This is a genomic window from Mucilaginibacter sp. OK268 (assembly GCF_900103125.1).
GTDB lineage: Bacteria > Bacteroidota > Bacteroidia > Sphingobacteriales > Sphingobacteriaceae > Mucilaginibacter.
This window is the reverse complement of sequence record NZ_FNJV01000014.1, coordinates 89,178-108,692: the sequence shown is the minus strand read 5'-3', so window position 1 is coordinate 108,692 and position 19,515 is coordinate 89,178. Positions and strand designations below refer to the sequence as shown.

Sequence of the window (19,515 nt, the reverse complement as noted above, 5' to 3'; positions counted from 1 at the left end):
GAAATATCTACGGTGTAACTGTATACCAGGGAATCTTAAGCAATCCCTTTTTCAAATGAACATTTACAGTTGACCCGACAGGCTCCTGAAAATATTCACTTTCTGATACATCAACATTTCCTATGTTTGATTTCGGGCCCCAGGGACTTATGGAAATATGATAATGTGTGCCTTTACTATTTGTAATGCTATGACTTAATACCGTAGCTTGATAAATCTTTTCTGCCGAACGGTCAAAATCGCAATTGGTTAATGTAACAAAGCTGAAACCGTATAGACACCCGGTTATTAAACCGGCGAAAATTAAAGAAGACCCCATGGTTGTGGCACTATTGTTCGGGTCAGAAAGCTTTATGAACATACCTAATGCCAGAGCTGCAATAATAAAAGGGAGCCAAAAATGATTGAATTCAAGAATAGAGTAATCGGCCGCCGATTTGATAAACATCGGAATGATAGCGCCGAATGTACCCATCCAAATGGTGTAATATGGAGTACGCGGCTTAGCAAAAAGTTTGATTAAACCTTTACTGGTAAGAATGATAACCACTGCTATAATCGGATAAATTAGAAGGGCTGCATCAAAAAGTACACTTTTTTTAAAAACAAAAAGAAGGATTAAAAGAATACCCCCAATAACATTGTAAATAATGGCGGTTATCCGGGCTTTATGAATTGCGCTTTTTCTATCAGTTTCTGTGATCCCTAAGCAGGGATCATTCAAAATACTTTGTAAATCGGTTTGATAATCTACCTGGTCAAGATCTGTAAAGTTTTCGCGAAGCCACTTAGTCAACTCGCCTGAACTGGCGTAGTCTATATAATTGTTGATCGTAATTTTGGAGGAAGATGAGTCATTGGGGATAATATTGATCACTTTTTGACCTATCCTACAGCCTTTGATATCAATCAAAGAAAGCTCCCGGGTTCTGAATAGATTGGTGTGCACAATGCGATCATCGCACACAAAAATTTTTCTTTTAAGCGTGCCTATTACAATAAGTATTGATGACCCGGCTAAAAACATACCAAAAACGGAAAATCCCGGATTCCTTGAAATAAGAGCTATCCATAGGAAAACACCCAATATTAACGTTATTAGGGCCAGAACAAAGTAAGAGATTTTAGATCCCGTGGATACCGGAAATTCGCGGTTCATACAATGATAATTAGGTAGAACAAGATAGTAAAAACCTACTTCGCTTTCTCTACCCTTAAACCCACGTCGCTCACCTCATGCAGGGGGTTGTCGCGCATGTTTTGTTCTATCTCAAAACGATAATTGCCTTTAGCCGGGAATTTAATATTTGTTTTGAATGGCACCTGGTAGCTGTATAAATTGCCAGATCCTTTGCCAAACCATTCACCATCTTTGCCGGCAAGCTTTACTTCGTAACGGGTAACGCTTACCTTTTTATCGGGCGATGTTTCATAGATAAGCACAAACAGGTTGGAGTACTTATAATTGTCGGTAACCCGCAAATTCAGGTACAGGTTATAGGTTGCCGCATCATCATCAATTTTGCAATCAAACCTTATCCGGTTCACATAGCTCCAGTTATGATCGGTAATGGCGGTATTATTATCCATAACCCAATTGGAGTTGGAGCAGCTACCCAACAGCATAATCAACAAAACACCTGTTATTGTACAAATGGTTTTTAGGGCCCGTTTCATTCTGATTTACTATCCGGAGGTGGGTTGTTATTGTTTTTATTAGGACGGTTTGGTCTGCGCCGGTTGTTTCGGTTACGGTTTTCCTGTGCCGGTTTATCACCCGGGGTCTGCGGCGGGCGGTTAGCCTGCTGTTGTGGCGGCCTGTTGGCTTGCGGCGCTTTAGGGGCGTCAGGATTTTGTTGCGGAGCCGGTTTATCTGCCGATGGAGCAGCTCCCTGCTGGCGTGGTTGATTGGCTTGGTTGCCGCCACGGTTATCAGGTGCAGGGCTGCCTGGTTTGCGGTCCTTATTACGGTTCCGGTTATTGTTATTCTTCTTTTTGTTATTGTTGCGGCGCTCATCAAGCCTGGTCAGGCTATCCTGGCCAACCACATTTTCATAATCAAGCACTTTTGCCGGCTGAGTTTCTACCTCTACCAGTTCGCCCAAATCGGCAGGAATAATCCCCTCTTTATTTTGCTGCTGAATTTCTTTTACCTTACTAATGGGCAAAGGCACCCATGATTCTTCACGGGGATAGCTAAACCACATGATCTTTTTAAAGATATCCGTTTTTTGTAAACGCGCGTCGCCTTTTTCGGTACGCAGCACATTCACATTATCCGGGATATATTTCAGGGCATCCATGTAGGTATCCAGCTCGTAATTAAGGCAGCATTTCAGCTTACCACACTGGCCGGCAAGCTTTAAGGTGTTAAGCGAAAGATTCTGGTAACGTGCCGCCGAAGTAGATACGGTTTTAAAATCGGTAAGCCAGGTGGAGCAACACAACTCGCGACCACAGGAACCGATACCGCCTAAACGGCTTGCTTCCTGCCGCATGCCTATCTGCCGCATCTCGATACGAATACGAAAAGTTTCGGCCATCTTTTTGATCAGTTCCCTGAAATCAACGCGGCCTTCGGCCGTATAATAAAAAGTGGCTTTGGTTTTATCGCCCTGGTAATCCACATCGCTCAGTTTCATGCTCAGGTTAAGATCAAGGGCCAGCTTGCGCGATTTATGCATGGTTTCCCATTCCATATCTTTGGCGGCTTTCCACTTATCCACATCAGCAATGGTAGCTTTGCGGTATATCTTTTTAACCACGTCGGCCTCTTTTACATGGCGTTTAACCATTTGCATACGCACCAGTTCGCCGGTTAACGATACGTGACCGATATCATAGCCACCGGTAGTTGCTTCTACAGCTACCAGCTCGCCGGCTTCCAGGTAAATATTGTCGGTATTTACAAAAAACTCCTTTCGCGAACCTTTGAATTTTACTTCAATAACCGGGAACGGCTTATAATTTGTTGGCATATCCATGTGGGACAGCCAATCGTAAACATCTAATTTGCTGCAACCATTAGTAAGGCATGAACCATTACTTTTGCAGCCCGCAGGCGAACATCCGCCACCTGTTGAGCAACTTCCACAACCCATAATTAATTTGGTATATATTGACTCCCCTGAGGGATGGTTTTTAAATTTAGTATTTTAATAATCTGTAAAGATACATCTAAAAATAAAATTTTAGGGTTTGCATTTCTCTCTACATGATAATGCGCTTTTTCCAGCTCATCGCTTATATATTGTGCCTTTTCGATGCTTAGTACATTGGTCATTTTTTGGGCGGTTTCCAGCTCCTTTGCCGGCAAGTGCACCAGGTTACCGGCGCCGGCCATCAGCAGGCAGCACTCACGTATAAAACTGATGCCGTAGCGTAAAAAGTTTTTCTGGTTTTCGCGGCCCATTTTAGCAAACTGATCAACAAAGGTTAAAACCTCCAGCCCCTTGTTGCTAAAGCAAAGGCGCAGCCACTGTACAAAAAGATTATGATAGCCTTTATTATCCTGCTGCAGCATGGTCAAGGCCTCGGTTAAGTTGCCATTGCTCAAATAAGAAATTTCCGCGGCGGCGTCCTCGGTTTGGTTATGCTCGGTAAGCAGGGATTGTTTTATTTCCTCGTAAGTAAGACAAGGGATCTTAATCAGTTGCGTACGCGAAAGGATGGTATTCAGTATCTGATCCTGATTTTGCGCTACCAGGATAAACAGCGTGTTGGGCTGCGGTTCTTCAATAATTTTCAGTAGGGCATTACCCTCTTTATCCAGGTATTCAGGCAGCCAAAGGATCAGGATCTTATAAACCGACTCAAAAGGCTTAAAGCTTAGTTTTTTAATGATCTGATGACACTCGGCTATATTGATATTAGCCTGTTTGTTTTCGGCATCCAGGTAGCCGCGCCAGGTGTCCAGGCTCAGGTACGGATTGGCTGTAAATGCATCGCGCCATTGCTCGATAAAAGTAAGGGCGGTATCATCCTTATGTTTAGCGAAAAACGGGTATGAAAAATGCAGATCGGGATGCATCAGTTTTTGGTACTTGCGACAGGAGCTGCACTCGCCGCAGGAATCATCGGGCTGTTTATTGTCGCACGATAAAAATTGCGCGTAAGCAACAGCCAATGCCAGGCTGCCCGACCCTTCGGGACCCAAAAATAACTGCGCATGGCTTACCCGGTTCTCTTTTACCGAGTTTACCAACCGTTGCTTTATAGCTTCTTGTCCAACTATATCTTTAAACTGCATTTGGTGCAAAATAAGAATTAGATTTGAGATGTGAGATATGAGATGTGAGACTGCGTTGTTTTTTGACAAAGAGGAAGGGTAAAAAGGGGAAAAATCAGCAATACAAAAAGTGCCAGGTAAGTCCGGAGCAATAAAAAAATCTCACATCTCATATCTCACATCTCATATCTTTACAAAATGAGAATAATGGCTTTTGATTATGGTACCAAGCGTATAGGCATCGCGGTAACCGATCCCTTGCAGATCATCGCTACTGGGCTGGATACCATACACCCGCAATATATTGTAGACTATCTGAAAACGTATCTGCAAACCGAGCAGGTAGAGCGCTTTATTGTAGGCGAACCCAAACAGATGGATAATACTCCATCACAATCGGCCGGGCATGTGAAGGGTTTTGTGACCCTGCTTAAAAAGAATTTTCCTGATGTCCCCATCGAAATGCTCGATGAGCGCTTTACCTCCAAAATGGCATCAGCCACCATTGCCCAAAGCGGCATGAACAAAAAGCACCGGCAAAATAAGGAGCTGGTTGATACCATATCGGCCGTGATATTATTGCAGAGCTACATGGACCGCAGATTATTTTGAACCATGATTTGCTTGATTTGGGGATTTCTTGATTCATTACATAATATCTGAACCAATGATTAATAAGATTTTATAATCAACACGATTTTGGAAAAGAAGATTCTTATTAATCCTTTAATCAAGCGAATCAAGGTTCAGAAAATAAAGCATGATTAAACGCTCAGAAACGTCCCAATAGCTTATTATTATGTACGCGTTTAAATTGCAGGCTTTTTGATCCAAAGTTAATTAACAAGCCTATTTCCATTTTGTAGGCTTCTAAATAATTCATGGCTTGAGCCAAGTGTACTTCTTCCAAGGATGTGATGGCTTTTAGCTCAACCATAATAGTGCTCTCAACAAAAAAGTCAACCCGCCTTGTGCCTATTTCAATTCCATCATAGTAGATAATCATATCCAATTCTCTGGAGTAAGCCAAACCTGCTTTTGATAATTCTATGGCTAATGCCCGTTGATAAATCACTTCTTGAAAACCATTTCCCAAGGTATTATGAACTGTCATGGCACATCCAATTATTTTTTCGGTCAACTCTTTATGCTGCATAATGATCAATAAACTAAAATCAAGATAATCAATAAATCCTACTAATCATGGTTCAGAAATCCCATTAAAAACAAAATACCTATCTTTGCGCCATGGATATTCTACCCCATGACCTTCAGGCATACTTAGATGACCATTGCGATCCCGAGCCGGCAGCATTGCAAAAGCTCAACCGGGAAACGCATTTAAAAGTGCTCCGTCCGCACATGTTGTCGGGACATTACCAGGGGCGTTTGCTCAGTTTTTTGAGCAAAATGATACAGCCCAAACTCATCCTGGAGATAGGTACGTTTACCGGCTACTCTGCCATTTGCCTGGCCGAAGGCCTGGTGGAGGGCGGCATCCTCCATACCATTGAAGTGAACCGCGAGATGGAGGAGATCATCAATTCACACTTTAAATCAACAAATGTTGAAAATAAAATAAAACTGCATTTTGGCCAGGCAGAGGCCATTATTGCTGATTTAGAGGAAGATAATTTCGACTTGGTGTTTATTGATGCTGATAAAAAGAATAATTTTACTTACTTTCAAATGACTTTTGACAAAGTCAAGTCCGGAGGATTAATAATAATTGATAATGTTTTGTGGAAAGGAAAAGTGTACGGCGACGAAAATGATACCGATACTGAAAACATTCGCAAACTAAATGACCAGATAGCTGTTGACCCCAGGGTAGAAAAATTGATCCTGCCGGTACGCGATGGGCTGCTGGTTATCAGAAAAAAATAAATTATGAAAAAAATCTTACTGATTACAACACTGTTGATCTCAACATTAGCTGCTTCAGCACAGAAAAATACCCCAACTTCTTACATAGAAAAATTCAAAGACGATGCCATCCGCATCATGCACGAAACCGGAATTCCCGCAAGCATAGTTTTAGGTGTGGCCATGCATGAGTCGGCCAGCGGAAACAGTACCCTGGCCCAGCATTTAAACAACCAGTTTGGCGTAAAAGGCGGCGGCGGAACGGTTTTTTACAAAGGGCATAAAAAAGTACATACAGCCTATAAAAGATATGATTCGGTACTGGATTCTTTCCAGGATTTTGCCCGCATCATGACCGAGCGCAAACAATTCAGTCACCTGGCCGACGCGCTTACCCATTATGATTACCTGGGCTGGGCCAAAGGCATACAACGCGGCGGTTATGCCGGCAGCCGTAAATGGGCCTCGCAGGTATTGGGTATCATTAAAAAATATGACCTGCATGATTTGGACGAAAAGCCCGAAGATCAGCCCAAAGCGGCGGATAAACCCCAATTAGCAGAAACAAATTAATAAAGGATTGAGAGTCAAGAATTAAGAGTCAAGAATCAAGATGGAGGAATAACGAATCCTTTCTTCCTGATTCTTGACTCTTAATTCTTGACTCTTTTTTTTAACCGTATGCAAAAACAAATCTATCTACTACTCGTAGCGGCTATTTGCCTTGCCTCCTGCTCGGCCAAAAAGAAAACCATCTCCAACAGACAGGTTCGGCAGAATAACAATACCATCAAAAAACAGAACCAGGATGCTATTGCCAACTACCAGTCATATACATCTCTTTCCTATATCGAACGGTTTAAAGGCATAGCCATACAGGAAATGAACCAGTATGGCATCCCGGCAAGTATTACCCTGGCTCAGGGTTTATTTGAATCAGGCAGCGGTAACAGCGACCTGGCTAAAGTTGCGAATAACCACTTCGGCATTAAATGCACCAGCGACTGGAAAGGGAAAAGCTATTTTAAGGACGATGACAGTGCCAACGAATGTTTCCGGGTGTATGACAATCCCGACGACTCCTACCGTGACCACTCCGCTTTCCTGAAACGTAAAAACTACGCCCGTTTATTTGAGCTGGATAAAAACGATTACGAGGGCTGGGCCCGCGGGTTAAAACAATGCGGGTATGCTACAAATCCCAAATATCCGGATTTGCTGATCAATATTATTGTACGCTATCATCTTGACCAGTATGATCGCCCGGAGGGAGAAATTGCCAAGATCAAACGTGAAGACCAGGTGCTAACGCAGATCAACAATAATATTGGCAAAGCCGATACCGACACTATTGCCAAAACTAAACCAGACGATAAAATATATACCGTTAAGCAGGGTGATACACTATACAACATATCCAAGCGTTTTGGAATAACAGTTGATGAGTTAAAAGGGTTAAACAATATAGTTGATGACCACATCGCTATTGGCCAGAAGCTGGTAGTGGTAAAGTGATAATAGAGTCAAGAGATTAGAATCAAGAAATAAAATATAAAAGCGTCATTGCGAGGTACGAAGCAATCTCTATACTATACAGAGTAATCCAGCAGAGGTGATTTGCTTATGTAGAGATTGCTTCGTACCTCGCAATGACGGGTTTGAAAGTATGTGTCTTGATTCTTGACTCTAACATCTTGCCTCTTTCTCAAAAAGCTGTTAATTGTTGTTAAATAATATGACCAGGAACGGCCGAACGTTTATTTTTGGCGTCAGAATGAAAATATGGCTGCTATTGTTTTTATGTGCGTTATCTGTAACGGTTTTTGCCCAGCAAAAAACGGTTGACGGTATTGTATTTGATAAGGACAGCAAAGGCCGTATTGCCAAAGTGAATGTGCTGAACGCTACAACGGGCAAATCGGTTTATAATACCTTTAAGGGCGAGTTTAACATTGAGGCCAAACCCGGCGACGTGCTTATTTTTACCAAATCCGACCATTACGCCGATACCCTGCAATTGCAAAACAATGCTTCGCTGGCTGTTTATATGAAACGCTCGGCCATACAGCTTAAAGAGGTTTTTGTGCGCGATACCCTGCTCAACCCTCAAAAGCAGCTGGAAGCCACAAAAAGAGACTACACTAAAATTTATGGATCGCTGGATAATCACGACCTGCTTTCGGTTGCGCCGGGCATGGGTGCGGGCCTTGGCATTGATGCTTTGTGGAACTCGTTAAGTCGAAGCGGTCGCAATGCCGAAAAACTGCGCGGCATTATTGAACGCGATTACAGGCAAAACGTAATCGACTTTAGGTTTAACCGTACCTATGTGGGCAATATCACCCATTTGAAAGACCAGCAGCTTACCGATTTTATGCAGCGTTACCGTCCCGGCTATTACCTGGTGACCACCGCCAGCGACTATGAATTCATCACCTCTATCAAATCAAACCTGAGGCGCTTTTTACGTTCGCCCCGGGCGTTTGCTTTACCGCAGTTGGTTACACCAAAGCCGCAAGACCTGGCAAATTGATTATGCTGTTTCAGGCAGATCAATATCATCAGATATTAAATAGCTATTGCCGGGATTTATAGTCTCATAACAAAAGAAACAGTTGGGCTAAGTTCAAAAATTAACCTATCTGCCAATATTTTTTCTTTGGGCGTTAAATAATAACATAATATTATCCATTAGTTAACGGGTATTGTCCATTTTTAGGGTAAATATATTTACAGATATTAGAGTAATATTTAACCTATAATATAACCAAACCAATAACCTAAACCAATGAGTCACCTTATCCTGAGGATGTTATGTCCTGTTTTTATTTTGGTGCCAGCCGGTTGGTTCTTTGTAAAAAGCATCAATTAATCAACTAAATAAATAAAAACAAAAACTATCTAACCATGAAATCAAAATCACTATTGCCTGTGCTGCTGGCCATGATCGCTATGCTGTTTACCCAGTGTAAAAAACAGGAAGACATTATTGGCGGCCCAAATGCAAGCAAAGCAGCAAAACAAAAGGTTAACACTGTAATGTGCGCGGATTGCGCCGAAAGCCCTTCCAAGATCACCGGCTCGCAGGCCCAGGCATTGGCCGCAACCTATGCCCCGACCTTAAAATTTGACCGCGCCACACCAGATTATCCAACCAGCGTGGAAGACGTGTGGGCAAGTACTGATCCTAATAGAATTGTCTGCAACGGAACATTAGTGCTGGTTAACCGCGACGCTCCCCGCAGTACCAATTTCCCAACTTATTTCGAAGTACAGCAAAACCCGAACGACGTGAATAAGGTTTTTATTGATTATTGGTGGACATACAAAACCCAATCGACCTGTTTCGAGAACCTGGGAGGCCATGATTATGATTGGGAACACATCGTTATACAGGTAAATACACAAACCAACCGTATTATTACCGTAACCTACTTTCAGCATGCCGGATGGTATACCCGCGACTGGCGAAGCGTAACGCCTGGTACCCGAGTGCAGGTATATGTCGCTAAAACCAGCCACGGTAGTTTCCATTTTGGCAATTCTATTTCTTTCCCGGGTTATGCCTGCTCCTACTATGGCGATTACCGGAACCCTAATGGTACGGCAAACGATGTGCCTACCGGCGGTAACCTGGTTGAAATGAGCTGTAATGTTACCCAATTGAGCTTTAATGGTTTCTGGGGTACAGGCGTAGGTAAAGGACCATTGTACCGCAACCTTGCCTATTGGTCATACTCAACCTGTAACGGGCACGATGGTATTACCGGTACCGATGGCTGCAGCCAAAGTAGTTTCCCGGATGGAACGATTTTAGGCGGTATTTAAGCTGAATTAAAAACAGACTGATAGAAACAAAAAAGGGCCGCTATAATTAGCGGCCCTTTTTTGTTGAAGTGATCTGTGCGGTTAATAATACCTTGACAGTAATAATTGCAATAAATTTATGGCGGTAACTAAAGGAAATATAATGATTAAATAAGTGGCGACTGGTTTAAATTTGTGCAATTTATTGGATAAGGTTGGGTTGATTAGCCCAAGTGCAAGGAATGGAAAAATTGGTAACAGATACCGGCCCTGCATCCCGCTTAAAACCGGGGAATCCAGCGCTGTCCAGGTGATGTATTGAACAGACATTACGGCAATTAATGAAGCCAATACCGCGATAAGAAAAGCTATTCGGAGCGCAAAATGTTCATCTTTTTTAAACCGGCCATAAATAATGAACCCGACAGTCAAGATGGAGAATGCCATGATATAATAAAACTGCGAAAAATTGGCATCGAGCCAGCCCAGTATACCAATAAATGATTTAATGTTGAAAAGAACCGCGTCTTTATCAACATCAAAAAACATTGCCGCAAATCTGAATGGATGCTGAAAAATGTGTAAGATCTGGAGTTTTGCATTAATATGAAGTGAAGGAGGGGCGAAAATTACACCTAAATTAATACGATCTATATAAAGCCATGTAGCAATGATCAGGAAAGGGATGCCTAAAAGAAGCCCTTTTAATTTAGGATTCAATCTTAGAAATAAAAAAACGATCGAAAAGAGTGCATAAGGGGGCTTCGCCATTCCTATAATACTCATCAGTATGATTAGGACATAAATATGCCATTGCCGATATTGGGGTTTTTCACCAAATTCTGCATGATCAATAAGGGCTACCAATAAAAAGGAACAACTAATTAAAATAGCGTCCTGGCTTACCGACGCGAATAATTCGATGGTCATGGGGAAAAGCAAAACGATGAAAAGCAAAATATTACTTCGCCGGGCCAATAACAAAGCGAAAAAGCTTAAGGTTATGGCAAATACCCCATTACATAACCTTGCAACAAAAAGGGTTTTAACAACAGACAGGTTAAGTAGCCTGCCCAAAGCAACGCCTAAGGCGGGCATGGCGTAAACTAAAGGAGTATAAATAGCGGTATTGCCAAAATTTGAATAGGCTATACCAGAGTCCCATTTAATGTCTTTGGCGGCACGAAGCAAATGATCATTTACTTTAACATCAGCGTTTGCTTGTATGGAGAAAAAAAGATCGGCTGCTGCAGGTATGCCTTTATCAGTCTTGAATCCTCCCGGCTTTGGATATAGCACTGTCGAATCAGGTGATGCTGATCTTTTAGGTTGATGTTTGTAATAAAAAGAAGGGACGAGCTCGCCTCTTGAAACCTGCTCGGCCCTCATAAAATGGTTAGGTTCATCCGGGTTTTGAAATGGCGGGATCATAGCCGCGGCCATATAAACCATCGGGATGGCATAAAGCAAATAGATATAGTGTAATTGTTTACGGAGCTTTAAATAAAAAGTATGAATATTAATCATGCAGGGTAGTTTCACAGTAGATAAAAGGAGCTGGCCGCAAAGTTAATTATCTTAACATTACATTTAACTTCTGATTAGCCTAATTGTTGTAACAGCTTACCGCTGAATTATGATACCCGCTACCATAACAAACACCCTGCATGAGCCGATCAAAAATTAGGATCGAAATTAAAATAGATCGGGTTTGACAAACCCACCATATTGCCGCTGAGCGCCATGGAGCCCGGAACTTGCGGATACGCGGTTGGCGGTCCCTGTACCTCTACACGGTAGTAGCTGCGGCCTTGAGTTTGCGGTGTGTCCGTGAACTCTACCGAAGCTGTTTTGCCGTTTACCTGGAAGGTGCCGAATTTGTCGCCATTTTTTATGACGTTAACCGTATAGGTGGAGTCGGCAACGGCTTTCCCGGTTAACCGAACCTGGAATTTCACGGGTTTGCCTGTAGCTTTGGTGTTATCGCCCATCATCATATCCATTTTACCATCCTGATCAATGTCAGCATAAAATTCAACCCTTGGGGCGTATGGGTTGGAGCTTACGCAAACCCGGCCGTTAGTAAGCGCGTCTATCACAGCTTGCGAGGTGCGTGCTGTAGCAAATACCCAGGTGGTAGGTGTGCCTACATAATTGGCTTTGGCCTGGTAGGTGTTTTTGGTGGGCTGCTCCGTTCCTTCTGGCGTGCCATGATGTGCGTCGCTGCCACCCCTGCCAGTTAGTTTACGACCGGAGGAAAGCATATCGTCCCAGATCATGATGGCGTTGGCGTTTTTTGACCAAATGGCCGAGTTCCATACTTCGATGGAGTTCACCATATCATATGAATATCCAAAATGGTCCTTCCCGCTTGGATGATTAGCCGACAGGTGGATGCCCAATTCCTTTTTCACCGCGCCAATTACCACGTCGCGCTGGTCGCGCACATCATACAGCCGTTGGTGATCATAAGGTTTGGCCGAAAACGCGTTGCCATGACCGCGAACGGTGGTCCACTCGGCGCCATACAGCAGCAGTATCGAGTCCGACTTAAATTCGGAGTCGGCCCAGGTATTATGCGCTACGTCGCCGTTCACATGGTTGTCATGATCGGTGATGCAGATATAATCGATACCCACCGTTTTAGAAAAAGCCAGAATCTTAGCGATGGAATTATTTGATGATTCCTTGCTATGGCGGGAGTGTACATGCAATTCGCCTTTAAGCCATACGCCTTTGCTCAGGCTGGCAATTGGGGGCAGTACCTCGGGCGTAACCGGAGCCCAGGGATTGCTGTGGCTTGATGGCGATGGAGTCTGCGCATAACCGCAAAAACAGGTCATGAGCAAGGCGAGCGCGGTACCGGCCATGCGCTTTGATATAGATCTTCCCGGATAAAATTTCTGTAAAAGAGTGGTCATTTGCTTTGTTTTTTGATATGTAAGGCGTTTAGCCCGCAACATAACCCTCTGATATTAGCAAATTGTTAAAGTGGCTGAAATGCAATAGAAATGTGACAATATGAACGACTCAATAGGTGTTGTTTTTTCCTTTTTTCTCTGAAATGGATCAAATCATCCTTTTCGCCTCAATATATGACTAACCTCAAATGCATTTACGGTTTGGTAAGAGCTGCTTAGCTCCCAGCCTTGGGTAGCCAGGTAGTTAAACGCGTCAACCACCGATGTGAATGTTTTAACAGTTTCCTCATCTTTTTCGTGCCCGGACTCCTGGCCAAAATCAATTTCAATATCCACTTTGGAAGAAAAGGAATGTTTTGTTGTGGTAAGCTTACAGTATTTTTCAGTTGGGGATGGCATGTTAATGGGTGTTTTTGTTAGCACTAATATAATAATCTTTCTTCAGGCGTCGCCTTATCCAAGTGTCTTACAATAACTTTTGCTGTACGGCAGCCATTAACAGCTCGGCGGTATTTTTTACGTCGAATTTTTGCAGCAGATTTTTCCGGTGTGTATCAACTGTTAAGGGGCTCAGGAACAGTTCGGTGGCGATAGTCGCGGTGGTTTTACCCTGAGCCAGTAGCTCCAGGATCTGTTTTTCTCTTTTGGTGATCGATGCCACCTCATTAAGCCCGGCTTTTGATGGACGGCCCATGATCTCTTTGGCCTCCCTGCTAAACGTGATGAGGCCCTGCAGCGCTTCCTGTATACAGGTGAGCAACTCATCGGGCGATACATTTTTTAATAAATAGCCACTGGCCCCGCTCTGCAGCATTTGCAGCATAATACTTCGTTCGGTTTGATTGCTCAGACCAAGCACAATAGTTTTAGGCGAAATTTTCTTGATCTCTTTGCACAGTTCAATCCCGTTGGCATCGGGTAAACTAATGTCCAGAAACACCAGGTCTACTTCGTTCTGGCTTAAAAAAGAGATAAACTCCCGCCCGTTTGTAAAGCTTACAGTGGTATAAATAGCGGTTTCGGGTTTTAACAACGATTTTAAACCCTCAATCACCATCGGGTGATCATCAACAATGGCGAGTATAATTTTATCCTGCTGCATTCAATTCAATGTTAATGGTGGTCCCCTCGTTGATCACCGATTCTATATCCATTTTTCCTTTCATGTAATCCACCCTGTTTTTGATATTGCTAAAGCCAATTCCCTCGGCGTTTAAACCTGCTGTGGTATCAAATCCAATACCGTTATCTTCTATGGTTATTAAAAAGATCTCGGCATTCTGGCTGCATTGCAATATAATTTTACTGGCCTGCGCATGCCTCACCGAGTTTGATAAAAGCTCCTGCACAATACGATAAATATTGGCTTGGATAACCGCCGGCATATCTTTCCGGATATCATACGCCTGAAATTTGATCTGTGTCTGCTCGCTCATTAACGATTCGCACAAGTCTCGCAGGGCTGTTTCCAGGCCCAGGCGCAGCAAGCTTTCGGGCATCATGTTACGGGCTATGCGCCGCAGCTCTGTTACCGAATGGTCCAATTGCTGTATCACCCCATCAAGTTCCTGGTGGCCGCCCGCTTTGGCCTGTCCCGAAAGTTTTATTTTAATTCCCGAGAGCATACCACCCAGGCCGTCATGCAGATCCCGCGCTACGCGCTGCCGCTCCTGCTCTTCGCCCGTAAGCATGGCTTGTGTAAATTTTAATTGCTGCTGCTGTTCTATTTCTTTTAATTGTTGCTGGTGGTTTAATTCCTTCTGTTGCGCCAGCTTTTTACTGTTGCGATAATAGTAGATCAAAAATGCCGTGATGATCAGCAAGGTGATACTGGCTATGCCGAGCAACCAGTTGGTGAGTACCGCTTTTTGCCTGTCGGCCTCCAGCTTGGTGATCTTTTTTTGCTTTTCGGCGGTTTGGTATTTGATATCCAGGGCATTTATTTTGGCCTGCAGGGTGCTTCGCGAAAGACTATCATTCAAAGCGGCGTACCGTTTCATCCAGTCATAGGCGCCGGCTTTATCTTTCAGGTCTTCGCTGGTTAATGCCAGGCAATAAAATAGCTGTGAGCGGTTAGCCGCCTGGGTCATATACGGGTAGCGATGGGTAAGGTCGAGCGCCACGTCCTTTGCTTGCTTAAAGTCCTTTTTATTATAAAGGGCATAAAACTTTTGCATTAGCAAGCGCTGCTCGGGGTAAGCCTGCCCGAGTTTTTGTGCCAGTGCGATACCCTTGCCAATTACGGCAAGCGATTGTTCGTACTGCTCAGCTATGGTAAGTCGCATGCCTTCGCCGGCATAGTAATCAAGCCAGGCGTCGGAGTCGGGATAGGGTTGCAGTAAAACCCGCATACTATCCAACATCGCTGCGGCCTGTTTGGATTTGCCCGACAGCGAATAGTTTTCGGAAATGGTATGATAAGCTGATGCCAGGTATGATGATGACCCGGGAGCGTTCCTCAATATTTTGATAGCCAGGATCAGGTATTCATCTGCCTTTTTAAAGTCGGTTAGGTTTTTAAATGCGAAAGCAACATCCAGGTAAATTTTACCAAGATAAGCCCAGTCGCCGGCTTGTTTGGCCAGAGGGGCGGCTTTGTTCAGCAGCATGTTTACATAACCTTCAAGGTCGTCACTGGTAAATTGCAGCATCCTGGCATAATCATGCCAACACTTGGCCCGTGCAGAAAAAGCGTCGATAGTTTTAAACGATTGCAGCTCCTTATCGGCCTGTAAAAACATTTTGGCGGCAGAATCAGCATCATGAGCAGGCATTGCCCCGGCTCGATAAACCAACGAAACAGACCGCAAATATTTATTCCCTCCGGCGTACTTCATCCCTTGTTGTAAATTCTGGCGGGACTTTAGGGTATCTGCCGTGCGGATAAAATAATCGGATAGCAGGAAATAGCTCCGGGCTTTCGCGCTATCGGATACCGTGTTGTTTAAGGCTAAGCGGATGCTATCGGCGTAATGCTTTCCGTTGAGGGGGAGCTGCGCCCTGCCGCTTAGGGCAATAGCCATAAAAATAATAAAGCTGTAATATGTTTTCATTTGGTTTTGTGATAACCGGTGGTAGATGAAGGATAATCAGGGGCCTAAATTTAATGGTAATGTTTTCTTTTATCCAAATACCTCCACGAAATTCCCTTTATGCAAAGTTGAATTATTTGCAAAGCATTAAAAATACCTAACTATAGGTATAAAAAAATACCGGATATACCCGATTGATTGGTTTTGCAACCCACCCTACTTTTGAAACGCCTACTCCCTAACAGGGCACCCGCCGACAAAAAGACTGAAACGCTTTGGAGGAATGAAACATAAATAACAACAAATAATACAATCAGGAAGAACAGGCATATCCATATCGAATGATCAGGATGTGGAAGATTTTACAAATAAATAATCACAAACAATTTAAAAACAACTCTTATGAAAAAGGCAATTTTATGGATAAACCTTGTCGTTTTTGGTTTATTGATCTTTAGCGGATGCTCCAGCAAAAAAGATGATCCGAACCCACCCCCAAGTCAGACTCAAAAAAACATGAAGTTTACCCTGACTACTACGGGGCTTCTGGCTTCTGACGATTTTGATTTAGCTATTGTAGGAACTACAGCTACAGCAAATGAGACCACCATTTTTAAATTAAATGGTGTTGTGCAACCCAATCAAACATCCCTTACCATTACAAACGCCCAATTTAGGGCCGGGCAGGTAGTTATAGAAACAACCACACCAATATATCTTGCTGCTATTTCTACAGGAGGGTTTAGCGCTACAAATGGTCATAGCTTCACCTTTAAACTGGAGCCTGTAATTGATGGAGCCGCGCAGCCTGTTATTACCAAAACCATTACCACAACACCATATACGGGTGATTTTCAATATAAAGCAAATTGATAAAGAAAAAGCCTATCCTTATCACCACCAACATCTTTATCTTAAAAACCCCGGACGCGAGGCCCGGGGTTTTTTAATTTTGGAAGAAATGCCTTCGGCTCAAGAGGGTTTTTAGCTCCCTCCCCACGGGAGGGGTGTGGCTGCCGGAGCGATGGCAGGGAGGGGTTTATTGAACTGTTGTTTGACCAGTTGCTGAGCCGACTCTTCCGGTCTGCGCTTCGCTGGACCGCCCTCTCCTCGCCTCTTTCTCTTCACGCGTCATTGCGAGGCACGAAGCAATCTCTACACAAGCCGGTCAACTATTCATCTGCTCTGTACAGCATAGAGATTGCTTCGTGCCTCGCAATGACGCCCGTAATGATTTCCCCATCCCCTCGCTAAAATCTCAATTTTTTAAAACCATCACCTCGATTTTTTATTAATCTGTTATAAAAGGAGATTTTTTGCTTTAATTTGTTCACTATGTTTAAAACCCGACTTGTACTGCCATTTCTGGCATTAATAGCTCTGGGCATCAACGCCAAAGCACAACAAACCGACTCCCTGAAGCGCGACACAGTTAAAATTGATACCGCCCAGATCAATAAACTCCGGATAGATTCCCGTAAAAACGCGATCCCAACCCGCGTACGGCCTGTTCAGCTGCAAAGGGCCCAGGTACCATTAACCATGTTGGATTATAAAGTGAACTACTGGAAAAAAGCCATCACCTTTGGGCTGAATTTCAGCCAGTCGGCTTTTAGTAATAACTACGCGGCGGGTGGCGTGAACGCGGTAGCTTTAGGTACCAATTTTATTTATCACACCGAATATAATAAGGCCCCTTTCAGCTACGTATCTGAACTTAACCTGCAGTATGGCGTATCCAAAAACAAAGGACAAGGCAAACGCAAAACCAACGACCGTATTTACTTTGACAACAAGATTGCCTCGCAATTATCCAAACATTGGTACCTATTTGGATCGTTAACCTTTGAGTCGCAATTTGATAAGGGTTATAATTATGTTGATAATGGCAACAGCACTTTTAGCTCTCAGTATATCTCCAATTTTATGTCGCCGGGTTATTTAACCGAGGCGTTGGGTTTTGAGTATAAACCAACCGGTTATTTTGATCTGCGTTTGGGTACCGGTACGGCCAGGCAAACTTTTGTGCTTGATCATGACATTCACCATTTTCAAACAGATAACTATGGTGTGGATACACTGAAGACGGTAAAAAACGACCTGGCATTCCAGATCGTGGCCTTGTTTGATAAGGATATCATGAAAAATATCCATTTAAATACACGCTATGCCCTCTTTATCCCTTATGGCGAATCAACCAAATTTATAACCCATCGTATCGATATGGTTCTATCGGCCCGGGTAAACAGGCTTATCAACGTAACCATTAATGGTACCATGCTTTATGACAGGCATACTCAAAAAGATGTACAGGCCACAGAGGGCCTGGCGCTGGGTATGTTATATAAATTCCCGTAAGTGGAATAAATTTTGTAAATTTCAGCTGTCTACCTTCTGGAATGTAATAGCTTAAGAAACGCAAAGTTTTAAGCTATTGCTATTAATAAATTTGTACTAAACCCTAAAATGAAACCAAACCTTATCTGTCTGGCATTTTTAATGCCATTTTCTGCTACGTTGCACGCGCAAAATATTTCCTCTGAAAAAATCGAATTTCAACTGCTTAAACAGCCGCAAGTGGTTCTTGATGAAAGCATTAAAAACTTTAAAGTTACTGTAACGTCCCCGTATAATCTTACTTCCGACGATGTGATAAAAAAATCTAAAGCCGATTATCAGAAAGCGGTTAATGATTATGGCAGCGTGGTTGCCGGCAGCGAAAAGGATTATCAGCAAAAATTGAAGGATTATGACGGCGATGTTCAAAAAGCTAAGGATAAATATGAAACAGAATCGACTCAGTTTAAAAAACTTTCGATGATTGAACGCTTAACGTTAACAAGTGACGGGAAAAATCCAAAACTGGTACTGCCTGCAAAGCCGGTGTATTATAAGCCGCAGCCCCCTGTATACGTTGAACCGAATTTGAATAATTATACTATTGTAGATAATAATGTGCTGGCCTCCCAAATAGCTGTAACTGGTTTTACAAGGGGTGACGCCGATATAGATATCAATGCAGATATAAAGCAGGTGAACTTTCAGGATAATGCCGGGCAAACATTTGTTAACCAACCTACCAAACTGGTGGTAAAAATAAAGGGTGTTGAAAAGGTAAACACCTCGTTTTTTCAGGACTATGTTTTTCTGTCGTCCTCGCCAACTAACAACATCAACAAACCGCTCGAAGAGAAAAACCACTTAACCACGGTAATTAAATCTTTGAACGATTATATCAATAACCTGTATGGTTTTCAGGCAAGCACTAAAAGCGTTAAAATATTGAGCGTAAAAAATAAGGGAAAGTATGACGATTTGGAACGGGCCGATATTTATGTAAAAACCAATTTAAGGAAACTACAGCCAACCAACAGCGAAATGAATACCGCTGCCTTTGCTAATATGCAAAAGGGAATAGATATCTGGACGCAAACATTAAGCAAAGTAGAGTATAAGAATGACAAGGCCGATTTTAATGACAAGATTGCCAAGTACATATATTTCAATTTAATAAACCTTAACGTTGCCCTGAATAAGAGAGCGGAAAGTGAAAAGTATTTAAACCTGTTACAGGATAACCTGGTGTATATTAAGCTCTCCTACGATGAAGGAAATGAATTAAAGAGAATGGAAAAAGAAGTTTATCAATTAAAAAAATAGA

19 protein-coding genes are annotated in these 19,515 nt (G+C 43.0%); 9 read left to right on the top strand and 10 right to left on the bottom strand.

Going from position 1 to position 19,515, the window contains the following annotated elements; translation table 11 throughout:
- Positions 1-7: 7 nt before the first annotated feature.
- From BLR84_RS28760 to BLR84_RS28745, 4 genes are all read right to left on the bottom strand, one after another.
- Positions 8-877 carry a hypothetical protein gene (locus BLR84_RS28760; RefSeq protein ID WP_143014019.1) on the bottom strand — a complete coding sequence of 290 codons (870 nt, stop codon included), beginning with the start codon at positions 875-877 and terminating at the stop codon, positions 8-10.
- Between the two features lie 317 nt (positions 878-1,194).
- Positions 1,195-1,677 (bottom strand): gliding motility lipoprotein GldH, encoded by a 483-nt coding sequence (locus BLR84_RS28755; RefSeq protein WP_090473711.1) that lies wholly within the window; start codon positions 1,675-1,677, stop codon positions 1,195-1,197.
- A complete protein-coding gene (ricT, locus tag BLR84_RS28750; RefSeq protein ID WP_090473710.1) occupies positions 1,674-3,101 on the bottom strand; it encodes a regulatory iron-sulfur-containing complex subunit RicT in 1,428 nt (475 codons plus the stop codon). The genes BLR84_RS28755 and ricT overlap by 4 nt, the downstream gene beginning before the upstream one ends.
- A gap of 2 nt (positions 3,102-3,103) precedes the next feature.
- On the bottom strand, positions 3,104-4,249 hold the full coding sequence (locus tag BLR84_RS28745; RefSeq protein WP_090473709.1) for a DNA polymerase III subunit: 1,146 nt from the start codon (positions 4,247-4,249) through the stop codon (positions 3,104-3,106).
- Positions 4,250-4,426: 177 nt separating this feature from the next.
- Between BLR84_RS28745 and ruvX the strand changes: the two genes are divergently transcribed.
- Positions 4,427-4,840, top strand: coding sequence for a Holliday junction resolvase RuvX (gene ruvX / locus BLR84_RS28740; protein WP_090473708.1), 414 nt, complete (start codon positions 4,427-4,429; stop codon positions 4,838-4,840).
- A 160-nt stretch (positions 4,841-5,000) separates the two neighbouring features.
- Here the strand turns inward: ruvX and BLR84_RS28735 are convergent, their stop codons facing one another.
- Positions 5,001-5,384, bottom strand: coding sequence for a GxxExxY protein (locus BLR84_RS28735; RefSeq protein WP_090473707.1), 384 nt, complete (start codon positions 5,382-5,384; stop codon positions 5,001-5,003).
- Between the two features lie 92 nt (positions 5,385-5,476).
- Between BLR84_RS28735 and BLR84_RS28730 the strand changes: the two genes are divergently transcribed.
- The 5 genes from BLR84_RS28730 (at position 5,477) to BLR84_RS28710 (ending at position 9,922) form a co-directional block, all read left to right on the top strand.
- Positions 5,477-6,115, top strand: coding sequence for an O-methyltransferase (locus BLR84_RS28730; RefSeq protein WP_090473706.1), 639 nt, complete (start codon positions 5,477-5,479; stop codon positions 6,113-6,115).
- A gap of 3 nt (positions 6,116-6,118) precedes the next feature.
- The gene (locus tag BLR84_RS28725) at positions 6,119-6,667 is read left to right on the top strand and encodes a glycoside hydrolase family 73 protein (RefSeq protein WP_090473705.1); all 549 of its coding nucleotides are present in this window, start codon (positions 6,119-6,121) and stop codon (positions 6,665-6,667) included.
- A 108-nt stretch (positions 6,668-6,775) separates the two neighbouring features.
- Positions 6,776-7,609 carry a glucosaminidase domain-containing protein gene (locus BLR84_RS28720; protein ID WP_090473704.1) on the top strand — a complete coding sequence of 278 codons (834 nt, stop codon included), beginning with the start codon at positions 6,776-6,778 and terminating at the stop codon, positions 7,607-7,609.
- A gap of 220 nt (positions 7,610-7,829) precedes the next feature.
- Positions 7,830-8,627, top strand: coding sequence for a hypothetical protein (locus BLR84_RS28715; RefSeq protein ID WP_143014018.1), 798 nt, complete (start codon positions 7,830-7,832; stop codon positions 8,625-8,627).
- A gap of 374 nt (positions 8,628-9,001) precedes the next feature.
- Positions 9,002-9,922 carry an NPP1 family protein gene (locus tag BLR84_RS28710; protein ID WP_090473702.1) on the top strand — a complete coding sequence of 307 codons (921 nt, stop codon included), beginning with the start codon at positions 9,002-9,004 and terminating at the stop codon, positions 9,920-9,922.
- Positions 9,923-10,003: 81 nt separating this feature from the next.
- On the opposite strand, the gene BLR84_RS28705 is transcribed toward BLR84_RS28710, so the two are convergent.
- From BLR84_RS28705 to BLR84_RS28685, 5 genes are all read right to left on the bottom strand, one after another.
- Positions 10,004-11,428: a DUF2142 domain-containing protein gene (locus BLR84_RS28705; protein WP_090473701.1), complete on the bottom strand. Its 1,425-nt coding sequence runs from the start codon at positions 11,426-11,428 to the stop codon at positions 10,004-10,006.
- 149 nt (positions 11,429-11,577) lie between these two features.
- The gene (locus BLR84_RS28700; protein ID WP_255367069.1) at positions 11,578-12,822 is read right to left on the bottom strand and encodes a CehA/McbA family metallohydrolase; all 1,245 of its coding nucleotides are present in this window, start codon (positions 12,820-12,822) and stop codon (positions 11,578-11,580) included.
- 153 nt (positions 12,823-12,975) lie between these two features.
- Positions 12,976-13,221 carry a hypothetical protein gene (locus tag BLR84_RS28695; protein WP_090473700.1) on the bottom strand — a complete coding sequence of 82 codons (246 nt, stop codon included), beginning with the start codon at positions 13,219-13,221 and terminating at the stop codon, positions 12,976-12,978.
- 67 nt (positions 13,222-13,288) lie between these two features.
- Positions 13,289-13,924 (bottom strand): response regulator, encoded by a 636-nt coding sequence (locus tag BLR84_RS28690; RefSeq protein ID WP_090473699.1) that lies wholly within the window; start codon positions 13,922-13,924, stop codon positions 13,289-13,291.
- Positions 13,911-15,875 (bottom strand): sensor histidine kinase, encoded by a 1,965-nt coding sequence (locus tag BLR84_RS28685; RefSeq protein ID WP_090473698.1) that lies wholly within the window; start codon positions 15,873-15,875, stop codon positions 13,911-13,913. Before BLR84_RS28685 ends, BLR84_RS28690 begins: the two co-directional genes overlap by 14 nt.
- A gap of 381 nt (positions 15,876-16,256) precedes the next feature.
- Here BLR84_RS28685 and BLR84_RS28680 point away from each other — a divergent pair, with 381 nt between their 5' ends.
- From BLR84_RS28680 to BLR84_RS28670, 3 genes are all read left to right on the top strand, one after another.
- Entirely contained in the window at positions 16,257-16,727 is a 471-nt protein-coding gene (locus tag BLR84_RS28680) for a hypothetical protein (protein ID WP_090473697.1), read from the top strand.
- Between the two features lie 462 nt (positions 16,728-17,189).
- The gene (locus BLR84_RS28675) at positions 17,190-18,212 is read left to right on the top strand and encodes a DUF3078 domain-containing protein (protein WP_090473696.1); all 1,023 of its coding nucleotides are present in this window, start codon (positions 17,190-17,192) and stop codon (positions 18,210-18,212) included.
- Positions 18,213-18,320: 108 nt separating this feature from the next.
- On the top strand, positions 18,321-19,514 hold the full coding sequence (locus BLR84_RS28670; protein ID WP_090473695.1) for a hypothetical protein: 1,194 nt from the start codon (positions 18,321-18,323) through the stop codon (positions 19,512-19,514).
- The last annotated feature ends 1 nt before the right edge of the window (position 19,515 follow it).

What these genes read in the sequence shown, in the direction of transcription:
- BLR84_RS28755 (WP_090473711.1), bottom strand. Translation starts at nt 1,677, where the DNA reads ATGAAACGGGCCCTAAAAACCATTTGTACAATAACAGGTGTTTTGTTG.
- BLR84_RS28675 (WP_090473696.1), top strand. Translation starts at nt 17,190, where the DNA reads ATGTTTAAAACCCGACTTGTACTGCCATTTCTGGCATTAATAGCTCTG.
- BLR84_RS28685 (WP_090473698.1), bottom strand. Translation starts at nt 15,875, where the DNA reads ATGAAAACATATTACAGCTTTATTATTTTTATGGCTATTGCCCTAAGC.
- ricT (WP_090473710.1), bottom strand. Translation starts at nt 3,101, where the DNA reads ATGGGTTGTGGAAGTTGCTCAACAGGTGGCGGATGTTCGCCTGCGGGC.
- BLR84_RS28680 (WP_090473697.1), top strand. Translation starts at nt 16,257, where the DNA reads ATGAAAAAGGCAATTTTATGGATAAACCTTGTCGTTTTTGGTTTATTG.
- BLR84_RS28720 (WP_090473704.1), top strand. Translation starts at nt 6,776, where the DNA reads ATGCAAAAACAAATCTATCTACTACTCGTAGCGGCTATTTGCCTTGCC.
- BLR84_RS28715 (WP_143014018.1), top strand. Translation starts at nt 7,830, where the DNA reads ATGACCAGGAACGGCCGAACGTTTATTTTTGGCGTCAGAATGAAAATA.
- BLR84_RS28735 (WP_090473707.1), bottom strand. Translation starts at nt 5,384, where the DNA reads ATGCAGCATAAAGAGTTGACCGAAAAAATAATTGGATGTGCCATGACA.
- BLR84_RS28695 (WP_090473700.1), bottom strand. Translation starts at nt 13,221, where the DNA reads ATGCCATCCCCAACTGAAAAATACTGTAAGCTTACCACAACAAAACAT.
- ruvX (WP_090473708.1), top strand. Translation starts at nt 4,427, where the DNA reads ATGAGAATAATGGCTTTTGATTATGGTACCAAGCGTATAGGCATCGCG.
- BLR84_RS28745 (WP_090473709.1), bottom strand. Translation starts at nt 4,249, where the DNA reads ATGCAGTTTAAAGATATAGTTGGACAAGAAGCTATAAAGCAACGGTTG.
- BLR84_RS28705 (WP_090473701.1), bottom strand. Translation starts at nt 11,428, where the DNA reads ATGATTAATATTCATACTTTTTATTTAAAGCTCCGTAAACAATTACAC.
- BLR84_RS28670 (WP_090473695.1), top strand. Translation starts at nt 18,321, where the DNA reads ATGAAACCAAACCTTATCTGTCTGGCATTTTTAATGCCATTTTCTGCT.
- BLR84_RS28700 (WP_255367069.1), bottom strand. Translation starts at nt 12,822, where the DNA reads ATGACCACTCTTTTACAGAAATTTTATCCGGGAAGATCTATATCAAAG.
- BLR84_RS28710 (WP_090473702.1), top strand. Translation starts at nt 9,002, where the DNA reads ATGAAATCAAAATCACTATTGCCTGTGCTGCTGGCCATGATCGCTATG.
- BLR84_RS28730 (WP_090473706.1), top strand. Translation starts at nt 5,477, where the DNA reads ATGGATATTCTACCCCATGACCTTCAGGCATACTTAGATGACCATTGC.
- BLR84_RS28690 (WP_090473699.1), bottom strand. Translation starts at nt 13,924, where the DNA reads ATGCAGCAGGATAAAATTATACTCGCCATTGTTGATGATCACCCGATG.
- BLR84_RS28725 (WP_090473705.1), top strand. Translation starts at nt 6,119, where the DNA reads ATGAAAAAAATCTTACTGATTACAACACTGTTGATCTCAACATTAGCT.